At 70.5% G+C, this 19,823-nt stretch carries 24 protein-coding genes; 11 read left to right on the forward strand and 13 right to left on the reverse strand.

Features of this window, described 5'->3' with window-relative positions:
* The first annotated feature begins 28 nt into the window (after positions 1–28).
* The gene (locus tag HC028_RS05420; RefSeq protein WP_168073572.1) at positions 29–694 is read left to right on the forward strand and encodes a potassium channel family protein; all 666 of its coding nucleotides are present in this window, start codon (positions 29–31) and stop codon (positions 692–694) included.
* A complete protein-coding gene (locus HC028_RS05425) occupies positions 694–1,386 on the forward strand; it encodes a potassium channel family protein (protein ID WP_168073574.1) in 693 nt (230 codons plus the stop codon). Before HC028_RS05420 ends, HC028_RS05425 begins: the two co-directional genes overlap by 1 nt.
* A gap of 6 nt (positions 1,387–1,392) precedes the next feature.
* Here the strand turns inward: HC028_RS05425 and HC028_RS05430 are convergent, their stop codons facing one another.
* The 4 genes from HC028_RS05430 to dut form a co-directional block, all read right to left on the reverse strand.
* Entirely contained in the window at positions 1,393–2,070 is a 678-nt protein-coding gene (locus HC028_RS05430) for a DUF3159 domain-containing protein (protein WP_168073576.1), read from the reverse strand.
* Positions 2,067–2,450 (reverse strand): OB-fold nucleic acid binding domain-containing protein, encoded by a 384-nt coding sequence (locus tag HC028_RS05435; protein ID WP_168073578.1) that lies wholly within the window; start codon positions 2,448–2,450, stop codon positions 2,067–2,069. Before HC028_RS05435 ends, HC028_RS05430 begins: the two co-directional genes overlap by 4 nt.
* 62 nt (positions 2,451–2,512) lie before the next feature.
* Positions 2,513–3,235, reverse strand: coding sequence for a DUF3710 domain-containing protein (locus HC028_RS05440; RefSeq protein ID WP_168073580.1), 723 nt, complete (start codon positions 3,233–3,235; stop codon positions 2,513–2,515).
* Positions 3,232–3,747, reverse strand: coding sequence for a dUTP diphosphatase (gene dut / locus HC028_RS05445; RefSeq protein WP_168073582.1), 516 nt, complete (start codon positions 3,745–3,747; stop codon positions 3,232–3,234). Before dut ends, HC028_RS05440 begins: the two co-directional genes overlap by 4 nt.
* 51 nt (positions 3,748–3,798) lie before the next feature.
* Here dut and HC028_RS05450 point away from each other — a divergent pair, with 51 nt between their 5' ends.
* On the forward strand, positions 3,799–4,308 hold the full coding sequence (locus HC028_RS05450; protein WP_168073584.1) for a DUF3093 domain-containing protein: 510 nt from the start codon (positions 3,799–3,801) through the stop codon (positions 4,306–4,308).
* 7 nt (positions 4,309–4,315) lie between these two features.
* On the opposite strand, the gene HC028_RS05455 is transcribed toward HC028_RS05450, so the two are convergent.
* Together HC028_RS05455 and HC028_RS05460 are read right to left on the reverse strand one after the other, a co-directional pair.
* Positions 4,316–5,104: a hypothetical protein gene (locus HC028_RS05455; protein ID WP_205861133.1), complete on the reverse strand. Its 789-nt coding sequence runs from the start codon at positions 5,102–5,104 to the stop codon at positions 4,316–4,318.
* Between the two features lie 273 nt (positions 5,105–5,377).
* Positions 5,378–5,674, reverse strand: a complete 297-nt coding sequence (locus HC028_RS05460; protein ID WP_167923257.1) for a DUF4193 domain-containing protein — start codon at positions 5,672–5,674, stop codon at positions 5,378–5,380.
* Positions 5,675–6,079: 405 nt separating this feature from the next.
* Between HC028_RS05460 and HC028_RS05465 the strand changes: the two genes are divergently transcribed.
* Positions 6,080–6,616, forward strand: a complete 537-nt coding sequence (locus HC028_RS05465; RefSeq protein ID WP_168073586.1) for a LytR C-terminal domain-containing protein — start codon at positions 6,080–6,082, stop codon at positions 6,614–6,616.
* Here HC028_RS05465 and HC028_RS05470 read toward each other — a convergent pair whose 3' ends face one another.
* Complete coding sequence (locus HC028_RS05470) at positions 6,617–7,438, reverse strand: inositol monophosphatase family protein (protein WP_168073588.1); 822 nt, start codon at positions 7,436–7,438, stop codon at positions 6,617–6,619.
* A 268-nt stretch (positions 7,439–7,706) separates the two neighbouring features.
* On the opposite strand from HC028_RS05470, the gene HC028_RS05475 reads away from it, so the two are divergent.
* Together HC028_RS05475 and HC028_RS05480 are read left to right on the forward strand one after the other, a co-directional pair.
* The gene (locus HC028_RS05475; RefSeq protein WP_168073590.1) at positions 7,707–9,305 is read left to right on the forward strand and encodes an RNA polymerase sigma factor; all 1,599 of its coding nucleotides are present in this window, start codon (positions 7,707–7,709) and stop codon (positions 9,303–9,305) included.
* Positions 9,306–9,584: 279 nt separating this feature from the next.
* Positions 9,585–9,815, forward strand: a complete 231-nt coding sequence (locus HC028_RS05480; protein ID WP_168073592.1) for a DUF7455 domain-containing protein — start codon at positions 9,585–9,587, stop codon at positions 9,813–9,815.
* A gap of 92 nt (positions 9,816–9,907) precedes the next feature.
* On the opposite strand, the gene HC028_RS05485 is transcribed toward HC028_RS05480, so the two are convergent.
* Both HC028_RS05485 and HC028_RS28070 read right to left on the reverse strand, forming a co-directional pair.
* Complete coding sequence (locus HC028_RS05485; protein ID WP_168073594.1) at positions 9,908–11,632, reverse strand: DEAD/DEAH box helicase; 1,725 nt, start codon at positions 11,630–11,632, stop codon at positions 9,908–9,910.
* A gap of 203 nt (positions 11,633–11,835) precedes the next feature.
* Positions 11,836–12,081, reverse strand: a complete 246-nt coding sequence (locus HC028_RS28070; RefSeq protein WP_239075751.1) for a DUF3039 domain-containing protein — start codon at positions 12,079–12,081, stop codon at positions 11,836–11,838.
* A 121-nt stretch (positions 12,082–12,202) separates the two neighbouring features.
* On the opposite strand from HC028_RS28070, the gene HC028_RS05495 reads away from it, so the two are divergent.
* Together HC028_RS05495 and HC028_RS05500 are read left to right on the forward strand one after the other, a co-directional pair.
* Positions 12,203–13,120, forward strand: a complete 918-nt coding sequence (locus HC028_RS05495) for a pseudouridine-5'-phosphate glycosidase (protein WP_168073598.1) — start codon at positions 12,203–12,205, stop codon at positions 13,118–13,120.
* Positions 13,117–14,073, forward strand: a complete 957-nt coding sequence (locus tag HC028_RS05500; RefSeq protein ID WP_239075752.1) for a carbohydrate kinase family protein — start codon at positions 13,117–13,119, stop codon at positions 14,071–14,073. The genes HC028_RS05495 and HC028_RS05500 overlap by 4 nt, the downstream gene beginning before the upstream one ends.
* On the opposite strand, the gene HC028_RS05505 is transcribed toward HC028_RS05500, so the two are convergent.
* The 4 genes from HC028_RS05505 to HC028_RS05520 all read right to left on the reverse strand — a co-directional run bounded on the left by HC028_RS05505 (position 14,054) and on the right by HC028_RS05520 (position 16,625).
* On the reverse strand, positions 14,054–14,410 hold the full coding sequence (locus HC028_RS05505) for a DUF3099 domain-containing protein (RefSeq protein ID WP_168073600.1): 357 nt from the start codon (positions 14,408–14,410) through the stop codon (positions 14,054–14,056). The two genes, HC028_RS05500 and HC028_RS05505, sit on opposite strands and share 20 nt — an antisense overlap.
* Positions 14,411–14,520: 110 nt before the next feature.
* Entirely contained in the window at positions 14,521–14,934 is a 414-nt protein-coding gene (gene mscL, locus HC028_RS05510) for a large conductance mechanosensitive channel protein MscL (protein ID WP_168073602.1), read from the reverse strand.
* A gap of 119 nt (positions 14,935–15,053) precedes the next feature.
* Positions 15,054–15,671: an HhH-GPD-type base excision DNA repair protein gene (locus tag HC028_RS05515; RefSeq protein WP_168073604.1), complete on the reverse strand. Its 618-nt coding sequence runs from the start codon at positions 15,669–15,671 to the stop codon at positions 15,054–15,056.
* A gap of 12 nt (positions 15,672–15,683) precedes the next feature.
* The gene (locus tag HC028_RS05520) at positions 15,684–16,625 is read right to left on the reverse strand and encodes a ribose-phosphate diphosphokinase (protein ID WP_168073606.1); all 942 of its coding nucleotides are present in this window, start codon (positions 16,623–16,625) and stop codon (positions 15,684–15,686) included.
* Between the two features lie 102 nt (positions 16,626–16,727).
* Between HC028_RS05520 and HC028_RS05525 the strand changes: the two genes are divergently transcribed.
* The 3 genes from HC028_RS05525 (at position 16,728) to sigB (ending at position 19,784) form a co-directional block, all read left to right on the forward strand.
* Positions 16,728–18,212: a DUF7782 domain-containing protein gene (locus HC028_RS05525; RefSeq protein ID WP_168073608.1), complete on the forward strand. Its 1,485-nt coding sequence runs from the start codon at positions 16,728–16,730 to the stop codon at positions 18,210–18,212.
* 2 nt (positions 18,213–18,214) lie between these two features.
* Positions 18,215–18,637 carry a D-aminoacyl-tRNA deacylase gene (gene dtd / locus HC028_RS05530; protein ID WP_168073610.1) on the forward strand — a complete coding sequence of 141 codons (423 nt, stop codon included), beginning with the start codon at positions 18,215–18,217 and terminating at the stop codon, positions 18,635–18,637.
* Positions 18,638–18,797: 160 nt separating this feature from the next.
* Positions 18,798–19,784, forward strand: a complete 987-nt coding sequence (gene sigB, locus HC028_RS05535; protein WP_240939881.1) for an RNA polymerase sigma factor SigB — start codon at positions 18,798–18,800, stop codon at positions 19,782–19,784.
* Positions 19,785–19,823: the final 39 nt, after the last annotated feature.

Consider the following 19,823-nt stretch of genomic DNA (forward strand, 5'->3'; position numbering starts at 1 on the left):
CCTGAGGTAGGAAGTCCGGAGGGCCAGCGTGCACATCGTCATCATGGGCTGCGGCCGCGTCGGCTCGACGCTGGCGTTGAGCCTGCAAGCCCGGGGCCATACCGTGGCAGTCGTCGACCGCAACGGAGACGCGTTCCGCCGCCTGGGCGCCGAGTTCTCCGGCCTGACCATCACCGGCGAGGGCTTCGACCGGCAGGTGCTGACCACGGCCGGCATCGAACGCGCCGACGGCTTCGCCGCCGTCTCCTCCGGCGACAACTCAAACATCATCTCCGCGCGGGTGGCGCGGGAGACCTTCGGCGTACAGCGCGTGGTCGCCCGGATCTACGACCCCAAGCGCGCCGAGGTGTACGAGCGGCTGGGCATCCCCACGGTGGCGACCGTGCGCTGGACCGCAGAACGGATGCTGCGCCAGCTCGTCCAGGACGGCCCGGCCGAGGTGTGGCGCGACCCGACCAGCTCGGTGTCGATCATGGAGGTGCCGGTGCACCCCGGATGGGTCGGCCGACCGCTGCGCGCGCTGGAGGACGCTACCGGCGCCCGGGTGGCGTACGTCATGCGCTTCGGCATCGGCACGCTGCCGACCGTGTCGACGGTCGTGCAGGAGGGTGACCAGGTGTACATGCTCGTCACCGACGAGCTGGCGGCACCGGTGACGAAGATCACGGGCGCGGCGCCGGAAGGGGCACACTGATGAAGGTCGCAATCGCCGGAGCCGGCAACGTCGGCCGCTCCATCGCCCAGGAACTGGTGGACAACGGCCACCAGGTCATGCTGATCGAAAAGGAACCGGCCCGCCTGCTGCCGTCGCGGGTGCCCGCGGCCGAGTGGGTGCTCGCCGACGCCTGCGAGGTGTCCAGCCTGCAACAGGCCAACCTGTCCGAGTGCGACGTCGTGGTGGCCGCCACCGGCGACGACAAGGTCAACCTGGTGGTCTCGCTGCTGGCCAAGACCGAGTTCGCCGTACCGCGGGTCGTCGCCCGGGTCAACCGCGCCGAGAACGAGTGGCTGTTCACCGAGCAGTGGGGCATCGACGTGTCGGTGAGCAAGCCCCGCATGATGGCGGCGCTGGTCGAGGAGGCCGTGACGGTCGGCGACCTGGTCCGCATCATGACCTTCCGCCAGGGCGCGGCCAACCTCGTGGAGATCACGCTGCCGCCGTCGGCTCCGTACGTCGGTCACCCGGTGCGCGAGGTGCCGCTGCCCAGGGACTCGGCGCTGGTGGCGATCCTGCGGGGCAAGCGGGTACTCGTACCGAGCCAGGACGATCCGCTGGAGGCCGGCGACGAGCTGGTCTTCGTGTGCACCGGCGACGTCGAAGACGACGTCCGGGCGGTCATCCTCGGCTCGGACAGCGTTGAGCGGACCCGGTCCAGGACGTCCTGACGCTCGTCAGGCCGACAGCGTCCGGGTCACCCGGCGCACGGCGTACACCGTGATCACCAGAAGCAGGGCGTACGGCGGGTAGCCGAGCGCCAGCCGGGCGATGCCGAGAGCGTTGTCCTGGTTCGCGAGGTACAGCCCGCCGAGCACGGACACCTTGATCACATACACGGCGGCCCAGACGACGGTCAGCCGGCCGAACAGGCGAAGCAGCTGCGGCTCGGTGCGCCACCGGTCGGTGCCGCCGGCGAAGGTGACCGACCACAACCAGCCCACCAGGGGCCGGCGCACGACGACCGACCCGATCAGCGCCGCCGCGTACCCGAGCGTGTAGAGGATCGTCGGCAGGTGGAAATCCTTCGCCTGCCCGGTCCTGGCCGCCAGCACGGCGCCTAATGCGATGCCGAACAGCCCGTTGAGGGCGTGCCGGATCGGTTCCCGGCGCGACAGTCGGAAGCCCGCGATACCGAGCCCGACGACGACGGCGAGGATGACCGCCGGCCGCAGCGCCCACGCGATGTTGGCGACCACGAAGACCGCGACCGGGATGCTCGACTCGGCCAGCCCACGGACTCCGCCAAGCTGCTCGGCGATCTGCTCGGAGAAGGACGGGAGGGCGATCTCCTCCTCGTCGTCGCCGGTGCTCGGCTGGCGGGTGCTCAGGCGGCCATCGCCGGGCTGCGTCATGGGCGCGGGACTTCCAGTTCGTAGTACGGATTGAAGATGACCTTGCGGTCGTCGCGGAACGCGATGCGCCCCCGCGCCGTGATCGAACGCCCCGGCTCGATGCCGGCGATGTGCCGGCGGCCCAGCCAGATCAGGCGGATCAGGTCACTGCCGTCGTACAGGTCCGCCTCCAGCGTCGGCAGGTTGGTGCGCGGCGTATAGACCACTGTACGCAGCCTGCCGGTGACGGTGACCAGCTGTCCCCGGCGCACATCACACGCCGGGGTGCTGCCGCTCTGCGCCGCGTCCCGCTGGAGTTCCTCGGCGTCGAGCTCCTCGGGGCTCGCGAACAGGCGGCGCACGAACCGCCGTACCGGTGAGGACTTTTCCTCGGTGGCCATGGCCTTGCTGTCACCCTCCTTGGCGGGCGATGTTCCCGCACCCGTCATCATCGCGTGACCGGTCAAGCCTGACGAGGGGCTTGCTCGTCGGTGACCACGGCCATCCCGTCGGTGCCGTCGCTCTGCTCCGCCTGCTGGGCGACCTCGCGGGGCAGCCGCAGCGGCAGCGGCTCACGGACCGGCATGGCCTCGCTGCCGCGGTCGACGACCAGACCCTCCAGGCACGCAGCCAGTGGGCCGGCCTGCGCCGGATCGGCGGCCGCCGGGCCCTGGAAGACGGCGCGCACCATCCACCGCGGCCCGTCGATACCGACGAACCGGATGTCCATGGCGCCTTCCGGGGTCCGGATCTGCGAGCGCAGCTCGGTGCCGTACGCCCCGTCGATCTCCTCGGACGCGAAGCCGTCACCCGCCAGCTGCTCGCGGATCTCTTCGCGCACCTCGTCCCAGATCCCCTCGGTACGCGGGGCGGCGAACACGCCGAGCTGCAACGCGCTCTCCCCGGACACCAGCACGACCTGCTGAACCTGGCCGTCGGGGGCCGCCTGTACGCGCACCTCCACGTCCGGTACCGCGGGGATCTGCATGCTGCCGAGATCGAGGCGCTCAACGCCATCCGGCGCGGCGGTCACGTCGTACGGGCCGGTCGTCGCCGACGGCACCCGTTCGCCGTTGTCCGATCCGAACTCATCGCGGGCGCGCCGGTCCCCGGCGTGCCTGGCCCGCCGCGCGTCGTCCACCTTCTGGTGGCGCCCCCCGCTCCCGCGACTCCGCGAGAAGATCACTCAACGTCTCCGTTCGTTCCCGACCGGTCTAGGTCGCCAGACTGGTCGCTGACCAGCCCGGCGTGTCCGCCGGTCGAACCGTGACCCCCCACGCCCCGCCCGGACGGCGGTAGCTGGTCAACGACGTGGAAGTGTGCCCGCTCCACCTGCTGAACGACAAGTTGGGCGATGCGGTCGCCGCGACAGATCTTCGCCGTCGACTCCGGATCGTGGTTCACCAGGTTGACCATGATCTCGCCGCGGTACCCGGCGTCGACCGTCCCCGGCGCGTTCAGCACGGTCACGCCGAGGCGGGTGGCCAGCCCCGAACGCGGGTGCACCAGCCCCACGTACCCGTCCGGCAGCGCGATCTCGATCCCGGTACGGACCAGCGCGCGGCCTCCTCCCGGCGCGAGCTCGGCGTCCTCGGCCGCCACCAGATCCGCGCCGGCATCACCCGGATGGGCGTACGCCGGTAGCGGCAAGTCCGGATCAAGCCGCCGTACCGCTACCGGAACCGTCGTGTCTTCCATGCGCTACATCCTGCCGTGTCGACTACGCGGACTGCGTCGTACTCTCGCACCGTGCCACAGCAAGCCGCTGCGCAGACCGGCAACGAGGCCCCCATCCGACACGTGGAACGGCTACGCGTGCCGTGGTGGCTGTGGCCGCCCGCCCTCGCGTTCACCGCCCTGTTGGCCGCCGAGCTGCACCTCGGGGCGCCGGGGCTGCGGGCCTGGGTGCCGTACGCGATCCTGCTGCCGGCGACGGCCGCCGGCCTCTGGGCGCTCGGACGGCTGCGGGTGGCGGTCGCCGACGGCGAACTGCGCGTCGACGACGCCCGGCTGCCCGTGCGGTACGTGGCCGGGGTCACGGTGCTGGGCGTGGCGGAGAAGCGGACGCTGCTCGGCGTGGCGGCCCACCCGTACGCGTTCGTCGTTCAGCGGCCGTGGATCAAGGGGGCCGTACAGGTGCACCTCAACGACCCGAATGACCCCACCCCGTACTGGGTGGTCAGCTCACGGCGGCCGGCGGCCCTCGCGGCATCCCTGCTCGCCGCGCGCGCCAGCGCGGACAGCGCCCCGGCGGAGTAGCGGAGCGCTAGTCCCCCGGCTCGATCACGATCGGCCGGCGCCGCCCCAGATCCGCACGGATCTCCGTGCCGAGCGAGGTGGTCGCCCGCTGGTTGAGGAAGCCCGCGACCGCGGCGCCGGTCAGCAGCGGACCGAGGGAGGTCAGGTTGCGCCCGAGCCGGCGGATCAGCCGCTCCCGCAGCTCCTTACGGGCCGCCGTACCGAGGGCGGCCGCCACCCCCCGGCCCTGGGTGAGGGGGTTGATGCCGCGCCGGCTCGCCCATGCCTGTAACAGCGCGACCGCCCGCTGCGCGCCGTTACCGGGCACCGGCTGGCGGTAGACCTCGTGCAGCTCGGCGATGAGCTTGATCTCAACCGCGACGACGGCGACGGTCTCGGCGGCCAGCAGCACCGGCGCGGATAACAGCGTCGGCGCGGCGGCCCACTCGACGGCGGCCACGCCGCCGCTCGCCGCACCGATGCCGGCCGTGACGCGGGCGGCGTTGCGCACCAGGCGCTCGGCCAGGGCGTCGCCGTCAAGTCCGTCGTGGTGCGCCCGTAGCGCCGCAAGATCACGGACCGGAATGTGCGGGGCAGCCTCGGTCACGGCGTCGACCACCCACCGCACGGCGGTCTTCGGGCGCAGCAGATCCTTCACGCCGCGGTCGCGGATCTCCTGGCGCACCATCCGGCCGAGCAGCTTCGCCCGCGTTTTGCGGTCGAGCGTGTCGTCGGTCAGCGCGGCGACCGCGCCGGAGAGATCAGCGCCGTCCACATGGAGGGCCCCGTCGACGTCCGAACGGTCAACAGCCGCCAGTCGGGCCGGGTCGACGTGGTCGACTCTGTCGAGCCGCACGGTGTCGTCGCCCCTGTCAACGGCGTCGCCACCATCCGTCTTCTCGGGGCCGGCACCGCCGACCCCGAACCGATTCCCCTCGGACAGCTGATCACCCTCAGACACGGTACCGCCCTCCCTCGTACCCGCGACCAGCCTGGCCCGCGCATCGTCACGAGGTGTCCAGACCGGTCGCCGGATCGGTCGTCGCTCCTATGCCACTACCCGAAGCGACAGCAATCTATGCCGCCTGCGTCAGGCGCACTCGCGACAGATCAGCTCGCCGTTGCGCTCCGCCGCCAACTGGCTGCGGTGGTGCACCAGGAAGCAGCGCGAGCAGCGGAACTCGTCCGCCTGCATCGGCAGCACCTTGACGGTTAGCTCCTCGTCGGCAAGGTCAGCTCCGGGCAATTCGAAGCTCTCCGCCACCTCGGCCTCGTCCACATCGACGATGGCCGACTGAGCGTCGACGCGTCGCGCCTTGAGCTCCTCCAGACTGTCCTCGCCGAGGTCGACCTCGTCGCGACGCGGGGCGTCGTAGTCGGTGGCCATCGGTCAGTCACACTCCCCAAATTCGTGTCGCGCCGTGCGTACCGCCGGACGTCGTCGTTTCCGTACCCGCCCTGGAGCACTTCTCGCCGCGGCTTCCGGCACTGATCGTGCATACCTGCGCCGGAAATGTATCTTGCGAGCGCGGAACCTTACCGCTCCCGTGCGTTGGTTGTACGCCTCCGCGCGGAAACTTGTTCCCAATGTGATTCAGGCGACACCACGGTACGGGCTTAGAGGTCAAGGGAACATCCGCTCGGCGAGCCGCGCCGACTGGTCGCGCACGGCGAGCGGGTACACGCTAACCTCGGCGGCGACCATAGGCTGCACGCCGCGCCGCGAGTCAACCACCGTTGCACGCCCGCCCGGCAACTGTCGGGTGCCAGACAGTTCTACGGGAGCCGACAGATGACCATTGCGAGAATTCGAGCGCTCGTCATCGTCGGCGCGCTCTTCCTCGCCGCGCTCGTGCTCGTGACGGTCAGCATCGTCAAAGACAAACAGACTCAGGCCAAGGGCGCTTCGTGCCCCAAGGACGCCGTGCGGGTGGATACCCGGCTCGCGGACTCCGAGACCATCCAGCTGAACGTATACAACGCGACAGATCGGCCCGGTCTGGCCAAAGAGATCGCCCAGGAATTCAAACAACGGAAATTCAAGGTGGACCCGGAAAAGGCGAGCAATGACCCGCTCGCTAAGCCGGTCGAAGGCGTGGCAGTTCTACGGTACGGCCCGAAGATGGTCGGCGCGGCGTGGGTAGTCCGCTCGTACTTCCTGAACGAAGCGGTCCGTGAATTCGACCCGAGCCGTCAGGACGAAACAATCGACGTCGTACTGGGCCCGTCATTCAAGAAGCTCGCCACCGAAACCGAACAGCGGCTGGCACTCGCGTCCGTCGGTCGCGCCCCGTTGCCCAAGGGCACCTGCGACATCCGCGAGACCTGATCACGGCCCGCCGGTCGCGTCGAACGCGACGAGCAGATCATGCAGGGGCCGGTACAGCGCCTCGGGGGCTGCCACCACCATCTCGCCGCTGGGCGGGGCGCCGGCCAGGCCGGTGACCCGTAGCCCGGCCTCCTCGGCCACGAGCCCACCGGCGGCGTAGTCCCACAGGTTGAGCCCCTTCTCGTACACGGCGTCCAGGGCGCCCTCCGCGGCCAGGCAGAGGTCGATCGCCGCAGCACCCATCCGCCGGACGTCGCGGACGCGCGGGAGCACCTGCGCGAGTACCCGCGCCTGATGGGCCCGGCGGGCCGCGTCGTACCCGAAGCCGGTCCCGACCAGCGCCTGACCAAGTTCCGTGACCTGCGAGCCGGCCAGCCTGCGCCCACCGGAGTACGCGCCGCCGCCCCGCGTCGCCGTCCACTCGTCGCCGGTGGCGGGATTGCGCACGACGCCAGCGACAACCACCCCGTCCACCTCCGCAGCGAGAGATACGGCATACACCGGAAGGCCGTAGAGGTAGTTCACCGTGCCGTCGATCGGGTCGAGGATCCACCGCACCCGGCTGTCCCGGCCGTCGACGGCCCCGGACTCCTCGCCCATGACGGCGTCGTCCGGCCGGCGGATCCGCAAATCCTCGATGACCTGCTGCTCCACCGCCCGGTCGGCGGCGGTCACGATGTCCGTGTCGGTGCTCTTGGTCGATATGCCTTCGACGCCGCGATCCCGCATCGATCGGGCCAGGTCAGCGGCTCGGCGAGCCACAGCGACGGCGATGTCGAGCAGGTCCGCCGCTGCCGGGAGCGGAGCCGGTGCATGGTCCATGGTTACCTCCTAAGGCGCGGGTACGATACTTCCCAGCCCAAGCCCGGCGATGTGATCCGCAACAACGGAACCACCTCGTCCGCTCGCAGCAGGTCGATCCCGAATATCAGCGTTACAATTCACGCTTGCCCGCTGCGTTACGGATCGCCCCGGCCCGCGGCGTACGGGCTCCAAGACATCAAACCCGGCCACACTCGTAAGCGGTTTCGTCCTGCGGCGAAGCTGGTCGGGGAGGCCACGCTCGCTCTTTGCCTCGGGAAGGTCGTCCGTGACAGCACCCCGCCAGACCGGCGCCGACGTACGCTCACTAGCCGACTCGCTGATCGCACATGCGACCACCAAGGGTGGCCAGCTGACGTCGGCAGATGTAGCCCGCGCGGTCGAATCCGCGGAGGTGACTCCCGCTCAGGCCAAGAAGCTCCTCCGCGCTCTGGCCGAATCGGGAGTGACCGTGGTGGTCGATGACTCCGGCTCCAGCCGACGCCGGGTGGCCGCCGCCCGGTCCGCCACGCCGGCCTCCAAGGCCACCACCGCGAAGGCACCGGTAGCCACCCGAGCGGCGGCCCCGAAGCCCGAGAAGAAGGTTGCCGAGCAGGGTTCGGACGAGTCCGCCGACGCCCCGGCGCAAGCGGCCAAGACCGCCAAGAAGACCGTGGCCAAGAAGGCCACCGCCGGCGACGCCGCCAAGACCACCCGCAAGGCGGCGCCGGGCGACGCCGCGGCGAAGACCGCCAAGGCCACCCGCGGCAAGAAGGCCGACGGCGACGAGCCCGACGAGGGCGAACTTGACGCCGAGGCGTTGGCCGCCGACATCGAGGACATCGTCGAGGAGGAGCCGACCCCCGAGCTGGCCCAGGCCGCCGCGGCGGACGCCGCGGACGACTTCGACTGGGACGACGACGAGTCGGAGGCCCTCAAGGCGGCCCGCCGCGACGCGGAGCTGACCGCTTCGGCGGACTCGGTCCGGGCCTACCTGAAGCAGATCGGCAAGGTCCCCCTGCTGAACGCCGAGCAGGAGGTCGACCTGGCCAAGCGGATCGAGGCCGGCCTGTACGCCGCCGAGCGGCTGCGCGCCGTCGAGGAGAACGGCGAGGAGATCGCCATCCCGATGAAGCGCGACCTGCTCTGGATCTCCAGGGACGGCGAGCGCGCCAAGAACCACCTGCTCGAGGCCAACCTGCGGCTGGTCGTGTCGCTGGCCAAGCGGTACACCGGGCGGGGCATGGCGTTCCTGGACCTCATCCAGGAGGGCAACCTCGGCCTCATCCGCGCCGTGGAGAAGTTCGACTACACCAAGGGCTACAAGTTCTCCACGTACGCCACCTGGTGGATCCGCCAGGCCATCACCCGCGCCATGGCCGACCAGGCCCGCACCATCCGTATCCCGGTCCACATGGTCGAGGTGATCAACAAGCTCGGCCGCATCCAGCGCGAGCTGCTGCAGGACCTCGGTCGCGAGCCCACCCCGGAAGAGCTCGCGAAGGAGATGGACATCACCCCCGAGAAGGTGCTGGAGATCCAGCAGTACGCTCGGGAACCGATCTCGCTCGACCAGACCATCGGTGACGAAGGCGACAGCCAGCTCGGCGACTTCATCGAGGACTCCGAGGCGGTCGTGGCCGTCGACGCGGTGTCCTTCTCGCTGCTGCAGGACCAGCTACAGCAGGTGCTGCAGACGCTGTCGGAGCGCGAAGCGGGCGTCGTAAGGCTCCGCTTCGGCCTCACGGACGGGCAGCCGCGCACCCTCGACGAGATAGGCCAGGTCTACGGGGTGACCCGCGAGCGGATCCGGCAGATCGAGTCGAAGACGATGTCGAAGCTGCGTCACCCGTCACGCTCTCAGGTACTCCGCGATTACTTGGACTAAGCGGCGGGTACGCAGTCATCCGAACGGCCATTCCATGGTGTGTCCGTGGTCACACTAGGCGTACGTCCGTACTCAGACCTGGGTATGTGCCGTCTTGTGATCGGTTCTGTGGCAGGCTATGAAGACGTCACCGCAGCCAGCGGTGGCCGGTCGCGACGGAACTGTGACCTTCGTCCCGTAGGTGGGCCGGGAAGGCTTATCGCCCGGCCAATGTTGAACGATGTGTGAAACGGCAACGTATTAAATGCGTTCGTCGGTGACGACCAAAGGAGGATGGCGATGACCCCGACTCTCACGCCGCCGCCGGAGCTGGTGGCGCCCGCCACCGATGAACGGTGCGACCGCTGCAACGCGGCGGGCAAGCTGCGGATCCGAGTGGCCGAAGGCGGCGAGCTCGTGTTCTGCGGACATCACGCAAACAAGTACGCCGAACAGTTGGCGAAGATCGCGGTCGACGTGGCCGTCGCTCCGGAGTTCTCCTGGCGCGGCACCGACCTGATGAACAACTGATCGGTCTGATAACGAACGCAGGGCGTCCCTTCGGGGGCGCCCTGCGGCATTTTCCGGCAGGCACTCGCACCTGGCGGAGGCTGATCGTCGCCTCAGAGCGTCTGTAGCGTGGCGATCCGCTCTTCGAGCTGCTCGATCGTTGCCTGGGCGCTCGGCGGACCCCCGCACCGGCGGCGCAGCTCCGCGTGGATCTTCCCGTGCGGTAGCCCGGTCCGGTGGTGGTGCGCGGCGACCAGCGCGTTGAGCTGGCGGCGCAGGACGACCCGCCGCTCCCCCGCGGTGGTCGGTGCGGCCTGTCGAGGGGCGGCCGGCTGCTCGGCGACCGCCGTCGCCCGGTGGCGGCTCTCCGCCGCGACCTGCTCGGCCTGCCGCTTCGACAGCAGCATCGACACCTGGTCGGGCGTGAGGAGACCGGGAAGGCCGAGGTACTCCTCCTCCTCGGGCGTACCGGTCCCAACCGGCGTGCCGAACGACGCGCCGTCGAAGATCACCTGGTCCAGCTCGGCGGTGGCGCTGAGCGCCTCGAACTGCTTCTCCAGCTCCCCGCTCGCCTGCTCGTTGCGCTGAGCCCGCTCCAGCAGTTCGTCGTCGAAGCCTTCGCGCTTCTTGGGCTCGCCGAGCACGTGGTCGCGCTGGACCTCCATCTCGCTAGCCAGCCCGAGCAGGTGGGGCACGCTGGGCAGGAACACCGTCGCGGTCTCGCCGGGGCGGCGAGCCCGGACGAACCGGCCGATGGCCTGGGCGAAGTAGAGCGGGGTGGAGGCGCTCGTCGCGTACACGCCGACGGCCAGCCGCGGGATGTCGACGCCTTCGGAGACCATCCGGACCGCGACCAGCCAGCGGTCCTCCGAGGCGGAGAACTCCGCGATCTTGCCCGACGCGCCGGCGTCGTCGGAGAGGACGACGGTCGCCTTCTCGCCGGTGATGTCGTGGAGCAGTTTCGCGTACGCCCGGGCGGACTGCTGGTCGCTCGCGATGACCAGGCCACCCGCGTCGGGCATGCCGCCGGCCCGCTTCACGCGCAGCCGCGCGTCGGCCGCCCGCAGCACCTGCGGCATCCAGTCCCCGCGCGGGTCGAGCGCGGTCCGCCAGGCCTGCGCGACGAGGTCCTGGGTCATCGGCTCGCCGAGGCGCGCCGCCAGTTCATCACCGGCCGAGGTGCGCCAGCGAGTCTCCCCCGAGTACGCGAGGAAGATGACCGGGCGCACGACGCCGTCGGCGAGGGCGTCGGAGTACCCGTACACGGCGTCGGCCCGCGACCGCGGCAGCCCGTCCGACCCCCGCTCGTACTCGACGAACGGGATCGGGTTGTCGTCGGAGCGGAACGGCGTACCGGTCAGCATCAACCGGCGTACCGCCGGCTCGAACGCCGCCTTCACGCCGTCACCCCACGAGCGCGAGTCGCCCGCGTGGTGGATCTCGTCGAGGATCACCAGGGTCTTGCGGGTCATGGTGCGCCGGCGGTGCACGTCGGGCGCCATGCCGACCTGGGCATAGGTCAGCACCGCTCCGTGGAAGTCGGCCGAGGAGTGGACGTCGGAGTTGCGGAACATCGGGTCCAACTGGATCCCCACGCGCCCGGCAGCAGTGGCCCACTGGACCTTCAGGTGCTCGGTCGGCGCGACCACCGTCACCGCGTCGACGGTTCCGTCCGCCAGCAGTTCAGCGGCGATTCGCAGCGCGAAGGTGGTCTTACCGGCGCCCGGCGTCGCGACCGCCAGGAAGTCCTCGGCGGGCCGCCGCAGGTACGACACGAGGGCCTTGCGCTGCCACGCCCGCAGATTGGGGCTGGCCTCCGGTGTTGGACGCGGCGGCATGCACTCCCCTCCCGTGATGGCCGACGGCGGATCGCCGACATGAATCAGCCCCCGCGGCGGGCAGGCCACACGGGGCGAGCCGGGCTACGCGAAGGCGTCGGGAGAAGCTTAACCGCCGGGAGACGGATCGAGGCGCATCTCGTCCCGCGTGCCGGCCTTCAAATGAGGCCGGCACCGCACGACAACGTCACGACAGAGGGCCGTTACTCGGGGATGACCTCGTCATAGATTCGCTTGCACTCGGGGCAGACCGGGAACCGCTGTGGATCCCGTGACGGCACCCACAGCTTGCCGCAGAGCGCTCGTACCGGAACGCCCTCGACCATCGCCTGCATGAGCTTGTCCTTGGGCACATAGTGCGAAAAACGCTCGTGGTCGCCCTCGTCGGTGCGATAGTCGACCCGTTCTTCGACGATCGTGTCGGTGCTGGACTCGGGGCCAGTGGTCACCACGCGCTCCCTCTCTACGAACTTGCTGGGAGCGGCACCCGAAGGCGCCGCCACCGGTACGGACATCCCAGTCTGCCAGCCGAACGGCGGTCGGTGCCGCGCCGGGCCGTAGGGTTTCGCTGTGGGTGACTTCTCGATCAGATTCAAGCCCGAGGTGGCGGCGGCGCTCCGCGATGGTCGACCCGTCGTGGCGTTGGAGAGCACGATCATGTCGCACGGACTGCCCCGGCCGGACAACCTGAAGGTCGCGCAGGAGATCGAGCAGACCGTACGCAGCGCGGGCGCCGTCCCGGCCACCATCGGCATGGTCGGTGGTCAGCTCATCGTCGGCCTGGACGAGGCGCAGCTGGCCCGGTTGGCGACCGCCGACGACGTGGCCAAGCTCTCGGCGCGCGACCTGGCCGTGGCGGCCGCCCTCGGCGTCGACGGCGCCACGACGGTCGCCGCCACCGCCGCCGTTGCGGCGCGCGCCGGCATCCCGGTGTTCGCCACGGGCGGCCTCGGCGGGGTGCACCGGGCCGCGGCGGAGAGCTTCGACGAATCCGCTGACCTGACGACGCTGGCACACACCCCGATCACGGTCGTGTGCGCCGGGGTGAAGTCGATCCTGGATGTCGGCGCGACGCTGGAGCGCCTCGAGACGCTCGGGGTGCCCGTCGTCGGGTACCGGACCCGCCGGTTCCCCGGTTTCTACCTCGCCGACAGCGGGCACGACCTGGACTGGTCGGTCGAGAGCTCGGAGGAGGTGGCTCGGATCATGCAGGCGCGCGAGAGCCACGGCGTGTCCCGCGCGGGGTTGATCGTCGCCAACCCGCTGCCGGCCGATGAGCAGCTCGACCCGGAACTGCATGATCGGGTACTGGCCGACGGGCTGGCCGGCCTCGCCCGCGCTCGCATCGCCGGCAAGGCCGTCACGCCCTACCTGCTGGCCCACTTCCACGCCGCCACCGAGGGTCGCAGCCTCGCCGTGAACATTCGGATCATCCTGCGCAACGCGGAGCTCGCCGCGAAGGTGGCGCTGGCCTACGCCCACCCGTGACCACGCCCGTGACCACGCCCGTGGCAACGGTTGTGCTCGTGGTCGGCGACGTCATCACCGACGTGGTCGCCGTGCACCAACAACCCCTCGCCGTCGACTCGGACGTCCCTGCGAAGGTACGCATTCTGGGCGGGGGCTCGGCCGCCAACACCGCGGCCTGGCTCGCCGCCTCCGGCGTACCGACGGTGTTCGTCGGCGTGGTCGGTGCGGACCAAGCGGGAGCCGCTCGCGTGGCCGAGTTGGAAGCGGCGGGAGTACGCACGATCGTGCGCCGCGCCGAGGGCGCGTCCACCGGCAGCGTGGTCGTCCTGTCGAGCGCCGGGACGCGGACGATGCTGTCCGACCGCGGCGCGAACCTTCTGCTGACCACCGCGGACGTGGACGCCGGGCTGGCGTCCGGCGCGCGCCATCTACACCTCAACGGGTACACGCTGCTGGATCCCCCAGCCCGGGACGCCGGCCGGTACGCCCTGGCCGCCGCCGCCCGCGCCGGCCTGACCACCAGCCTGGCGCTGGCCGCCGCGCCGTTGCTGCGGCGCATCGGGGCCGAGGCCATGCTGTCCTGGGTACGCGGAGTCGACGTCCTCCTGGCTAACCTCGAGGAAGCGACGGTACTGGTCGGCGACGGCTCCCCGGTCGAGGTGGCGATCCGGCTCGCTGGCTACGTGGGGCATGCCGTGGTGACGTGCGGTGCGGCCGGTGCCGTGTGGGCGACCGCGGGCGTCTCCGCCGCCTCGGCCACCTCGGCCGCCTCCGGCGGCGGCGTGATCGAGGCCCCCGCTGCGCCCGCGTCGGTGGTGGACGCGACCGGGGCCGGGGATGCGTTCGCCGCAGGGGTGCTGTCGGCGTGGCTGTCGGGCGGATCTCCGGCGCAGGCGCTCCGCGCGGGTACGGACCTGGGTGCCGCAGCCGTCGGCGTGATCGGCGGGCGCCCTACTCCTCTGCGTCGATGACCGTCGGCTCCCGGGCCGGGGCGATCGCGTTGGGCGGCGCCTCCTCGGCGCGGGCGCGCAGGTGCAGCTTGTTGGACAGCCGGTACTGCTCCTTGGGCGGCCGGTCGTTCGCCAGCATCACCGCGAGCCATGGCAGGAGAATCATGGCGGTCACGCACAGGATCAGCCAGAGCGGCAACAGCGGCACGCGCAGGCTCACCAGCACGGCCGCGAGAATCAGGCAGAGCGCCCTGATCGACATCATGATCAGGTACTTGATCTGCCGTGACCTCAGCTGATCGTCCTGGCTCGGCTCGGCGTCGGTGATGATCACCGACCGCTGCACCCGTCGTCTCACCTGGCCGCCCCTCTGGCACTAGGCACCTCCCGAGTCTTGCACCGGGTGTGCCCATCGACCAAGGCCCGTGGCCGGGGCGGACGCTGCCCCGGCCACGCGGGGGGGGACGACTACCGGCGGTCGTCGGCGTGCGCCACTTCCGGCCGGGGGCCGGCCAGCGCGTCGCGGATCTCGCGCAGCAGCAGGATCTCCTCGCTGGGCGCCTTCGGCCGGGGCTCATGGCCGCGCGCGCGGCGCTCAGCGAGCTTGTTCATCGGCAGCACGACCAGGAAGTACAACGTGGCGGCCGTGAGCAGGAAGGTGATCGTCGCGTTGATGAAGGCTGCGTAGTCGAACGGCTCGCCGGCGATCTTGAACTGGCCCTTCATCTGGCCGGTGCCGCCGGTGATCAGGCGGATCAGCGGTTCGAGAAACGACTTGGTGAACGTGGTGACGAGGGTGGTGAACGCCGCACCGATGACGACGCCGACGGCGAGATCGACGACGTTTCCGCGCATGACGAAGTCTTTGAAGCCGCGAAGCATGAACCATCTCCTGTGACCCGGGGGGAGGGACGCGAACCACCCTAACGGTCAGGTAGTCGATCACCCACTCGGTCCAACCGGTCGATGGACGAGGACTGGGGCCATCGGCAGCGCCCGTCTTACGTGGCCGCTTTCGCGGCGGCAGCCTTCATCTGCTGCTTGTACGACCGGACCTTGACCAGGCTCGTCTCGTCGACGATGTCGGCCACCGAGCGGTACGAACCCTCCTCGCCGTACGCGCCGGCCGCCTCGCGCCAGCCCTGCGGCTGGACGCCGTACTGCTTGCCGAGCAGCGCCGTGAAGATCTGCGCCTTCTGCTTGCCGAACCCGGGCAGCTCGGCGACGCGCTTGAGTAGCTCCTTGCCGTCCTTGGCCTCGGTCCACAGCCGCGCGGTGTCCCCGTCGTAGCGCTCCACCAGCAGCTGGCACACCTGCTGCACCCGCGCGGCCATCGCCTTCGGGAAGCGGTGCAGAGCGGGGCGCTCGGCGAACACCGCCGTCAGCGCCTCCGGGTCGTACTCGGCCAGTTCCCGCGCGTCCGGCTCGTGACCGAACCGCTGCACCAGGTCGTACGGCGCGCTGAACGCCCGCTCCAGCGGGATCTGCTGATCCAGGACCATGCCGATCAGGAGGGCGAGCGGGCTGCGCGAAAGCAGTTCGTTAGCGGCGGGCTCGATGGGCAGCGAGATCACCGTGGTTACCTCCTGATGGTTCGGGCTCGGCGTACATCCTCCCATCAACGTGACTGATCAGTGCGCGTCGAACAGCGCGCTGACCGACTCGCCGCCGTGGATGCGCCGTACCGCTTCGGCCAGCGCCGGGCCGATCGACAGCACCTTCAGCTTCGGCGACGAGTGCAGGACCGGGACGCTGTTGGTGCAGACGATCTCCAGGACGTCCGGCTCGGCGCCGATGCGGTCCAGCGCGCCGTCGGAGAACAGGCCGTGGGTACACGCGACGCGGACCGAGCGCACCTTCTGCTCGCGCAGCAGGTCGAGCAGTTCGAGCACGGTGGTGCCGCGGGCGATCTCGTCGTCGAGGACGATCACGTCCCGGTCGACGACGTCACCGATGATCGCACTGATGCGTACCTTGTCGTCTGACAGCCGCTCCTTCGCGCCCGCCGCCACCGGTACGCCGAGCATCCGCGCGAACCGGGCCGCCTCCTTGGCGTTGCCCAGGTCCGGGGAGACGACCACCGTGTCGGTCAGGTCGTACTGGCGGAAGTGCGCGGCCAGCTCGCGCAGCGCGTGCAGGTGGTCGACCGGGACGCTGAAGAAGCCGTGCACCTGCGGCGAGTGCAGCGTCATCGCGAGTACCCGGTTCGCGCCGGCGGTCTGCATCAGGTCGGCGACCAGGCGCGCCCCGATGGAGATGCGCGGCGCGTCCTTCTTGTCCGACCGGGCGTACGCGAAGTGCGGCATCACCACGGTCGTCCGGGCGGCCGAGGCGCCGCGGGCGGCGTCGAGCATGAGCAGCATCTCGACGAGGTTCTCCTGCACCGGCGGCACGAGCGGCTGGATGATGAACACGTCGCGCTCCCGGCAGTTGGCCTGCAACTGCACTTCCAGGCAGTCGTTGGCGAACCGTTTGATCCGGGTCGGGTGCAGCGGAACTTCCAGATGCTTACAGATCTCGGCCGCCAGCTCCGTATGTGCGCTCCCACTGAAGACCGCGATTTCCGCCTGCACAAACGCCCCCTCTTGCTCCAGGTTCCGCACAAAAGTACGTGAACGCTGGCTGAACGCCGAACCCGCTGCGAGGCGATCACCTGTACAGGGCAGGATGGGACGGTGACCGAAGCCATCCTGGCCCCCGACGGAATCGCCCGGCTCCGGGAAGCTCTCGCTGGCGCGGGATACACCTCGACCGGCATCGCCGAGCGCATCGGGCCGGCCGGCACGGCCGGGATGCGCCACAACGATCTACGGGCAGCGCTGCGCGCGACGGCCGGCGCGACCGATCCCCTCGCCACGCTGATCCGCCTGTTCGTGTGCGGCCAGACCGAGCCGGAGCAGGCCGTGGCGGCCGCGCTGGCGCCGCTGCCGCTCGCCGACGCGCTGACCGCCGGCATCGTGGAGCGCTCGGGTGGTGGGTTGCGGGCGGCGCTGGAGATCGAGGCGTACGGCGACCAGTGGATCGTCTCCGACGTCGACGCCGCCATGCGCCCCGGCCAGCCGCTGCCGCCTGAGCACGTCCTCGGGGTCGGCGGCGCGTCGACGACCCTGGCCCAGTCGACGATCCGCAAGCCGGTCGCGACCGCCCTGGACCTCGGCACCGGCTGCGGCATCCAGGCCCTGCACCTGTCCACGCACGCGGCGCGGGTCACCGCGACCGACCTGTCCGAGCGGGCGCTGCGCTTCGCCGCGACGACCGCCGCCCTGAACGGGCTGGACTGGGAACTGCTGCGCGGCGACATGGCCGCCCCGGTGGCCGGGCGCCGGTTCGACCTCGTCGTGAGCAACCCACCGTTCGTGGTCGGCCCGGGTACGACCACGCACACGTACCGCGACTCGGGGCGCGCCGGTGACGCCGTCTGCGCCGAGCTCGTGGCGGCCGCGCCGCGGCTGCTCAACGAGGGCGGGTACCTGCAGTTCCTGGCGAACTGGCTGCACGTCGCCGGCGAGGACTGGTCCGACCGGGTCGCCGGCTGGGTCGCCGGTACCGGCCTGGACGCCTGGATCATTCAGCGAGAGGTGTCCGACCCGGTCGGGTACGTCAACCTGTGGCTCGACGACGCGTCCGAAGATCCGGCTACCCGGCCGGCCCGCGCGGCCGCCTGGCTGGACTGGTTCGACGCCAACAAGATCGAAGCGGTCGGGCTGGGCCTGATCACGCTACGCGCCGGCGGCCACGACGACCCGACCGTACGCATCGAGGACCTGCGCCAGTCCGTCGAGCAGCCGCTCGGCGCGCAGGTGGAGCCGTGGTTCCACCGCCAGGACTGGCTGCGCCGGCAGTCCCCCGGCGACCTGCTCGGCGCCCGGCTGGTCGCCGCCGACAACCTGCAACTGCGGCAGGAGGCGACCCGCGGGCCGGACGGCTGGCAGGTCGACAGCCAGTTCCTCACCCAGCTGGAGGGGCTGCGCTGGGTCGAGCAGGTCGACCCGTTCGTCCTCGCGCTCGTGAGCGCCTGCGACGGCAACCTCGCCCTGCGCGACCAGCTCGACGTGCTCGCGGCCGCGCACGAGGCCGACCCGGCGGCGTTGAGCCAGGCCGCCGTCCCTCTCGTCGCGCACCTGGTGGAGCGCGGAATCCTGCTGCCGGTCGGAGGCTGACGGTGCGCGCGGTGGTGCAGACGGTGAGCCGGGCGAGCGTCACGGTCGACGGCGAGGTGGTCGGGGCGATCACCGACGGGCTGCTGGTCCTGGTCGGGGTGACGCACTCCGACTCCCCCGACCACGCGGAGACCCTCGCCCGCAAGGTGCACGAGCTACGCATCCTCGACGACGAGAAGTCGGCCGCCGAGGTCGGCGCCCCGCTGCTGGTGGTCAGCCAGTTCACGCTGTACGGCGACGTACGCAAAGGTCGGCGGCCGAGCTGGACGGCGGCCGCGCCGGCCGGCGTCGCCGAACCGCTGGTCGAAGCGTTCGTCGAGGCTCTCCGGGCGCGGGGCGCGCTCGTCGAGACCGGCCGGTTCCGGACCCACATGCTGGTCGAGAGCGTGAACGTCGGACCCCGGACAATCCTCCTGGAGGTGTGACCCGTATTACTCGCGGTTCACAGCCTCCGCATCACTTCCTCACCCTGGCTTAACGCCACCTAGGCGAAGCTGTCCCCACATGATGCGCCGCTTTGTCAACGGGGAGGCGAGGAGAGTGGCTCAGCCGCTGATCGATCTGAAGTCCGAGACCCGCACCAGGCTGGACGCCTCGGGATTGGACGGCGCGGACCTCGACACGATCGAGGTGTCCGAGCAGGCTGCCGACGAGCGAGGTGTCTCGGCCGACCTGGTCCGGGCGTACCTCAACGCGATCGGCCGCACCAAGCTGCTCACCGCAGCGCAGGAGGTCGAGCTGTCCAAGCGGGTCGAGGCCGGCCTGTACGCAGAGGAGAAGCTGAGCGCGCAGGAGATCGACGACGCCGAACTGCGCGCGGACCTGGCCATCGTGGCCGCGGAGGGTCAGTCGGCAAAGGACCACCTGCTCGAGGCGAACCTGCGCCTGGTGGTGAGCATCGCCAAGCGGTACACCGGGCGGGGCATGGCGTTCCTGGACCTCATCCAGGAGGGCAACCTCGGCCTCATCCGCGCCGTGGAGAAGTTCGACTACACCAAGGGCTACAAGTTCTCCACGTACGCCACCTGGTGGATCCGCCAGGCCATCACCCGCGCCATGGCCGACCAGGCGCGCACCATCCGTATCCCGGTGCACATGGTCGAGCAGGTCAACCGCATGGTCCGGGGCCGCCGAGAGCTGTCGATAACGCTCGGCCGGGAACCCACCATCAAGGAACTCGCCCAGCACATGGGCATCGAAGAGTTCCAGGTGATCGAGCTGATCTCCTACGACCGGGAGCCGGTGAGCCTGGACCAGACGGTGGGTGAGGACGGCGAGAGCGCGCTGGGTGACTTCGTCGCCCGCGTCGATCCACGCGAGGAGCCGGCCGACACGGGAGAGGGCGGGATGCTGCGCGGCGAGGTCGAGATCGTCCTCGCCACGCTGTCCCAGCGGGAGCAGGCGGTGATCCGGCTCCGGTTCGGCCTCGACGACGGCCGCCAGCGCACGCTCGACGAGGTGGGCCGCGAGTTCGGCCTGTCCCGCGAGCGCATCCGGCAGATCGAGAAGGTGACGCTACTCAAGCTGCGCGACCCGGAGCGGGCGAAGAGGCTCGAGGCTTACGCCAGCTGAGGGGGCGCGAGAAGGGGCACCCACGGGGGTGCCCCTTCT

Source organism: Planosporangium flavigriseum (genome assembly GCF_011947225.1).
Taxonomy (GTDB): Bacteria; Actinomycetota; Actinomycetes; order Mycobacteriales; family Micromonosporaceae; genus Planosporangium; species Planosporangium flavigriseum.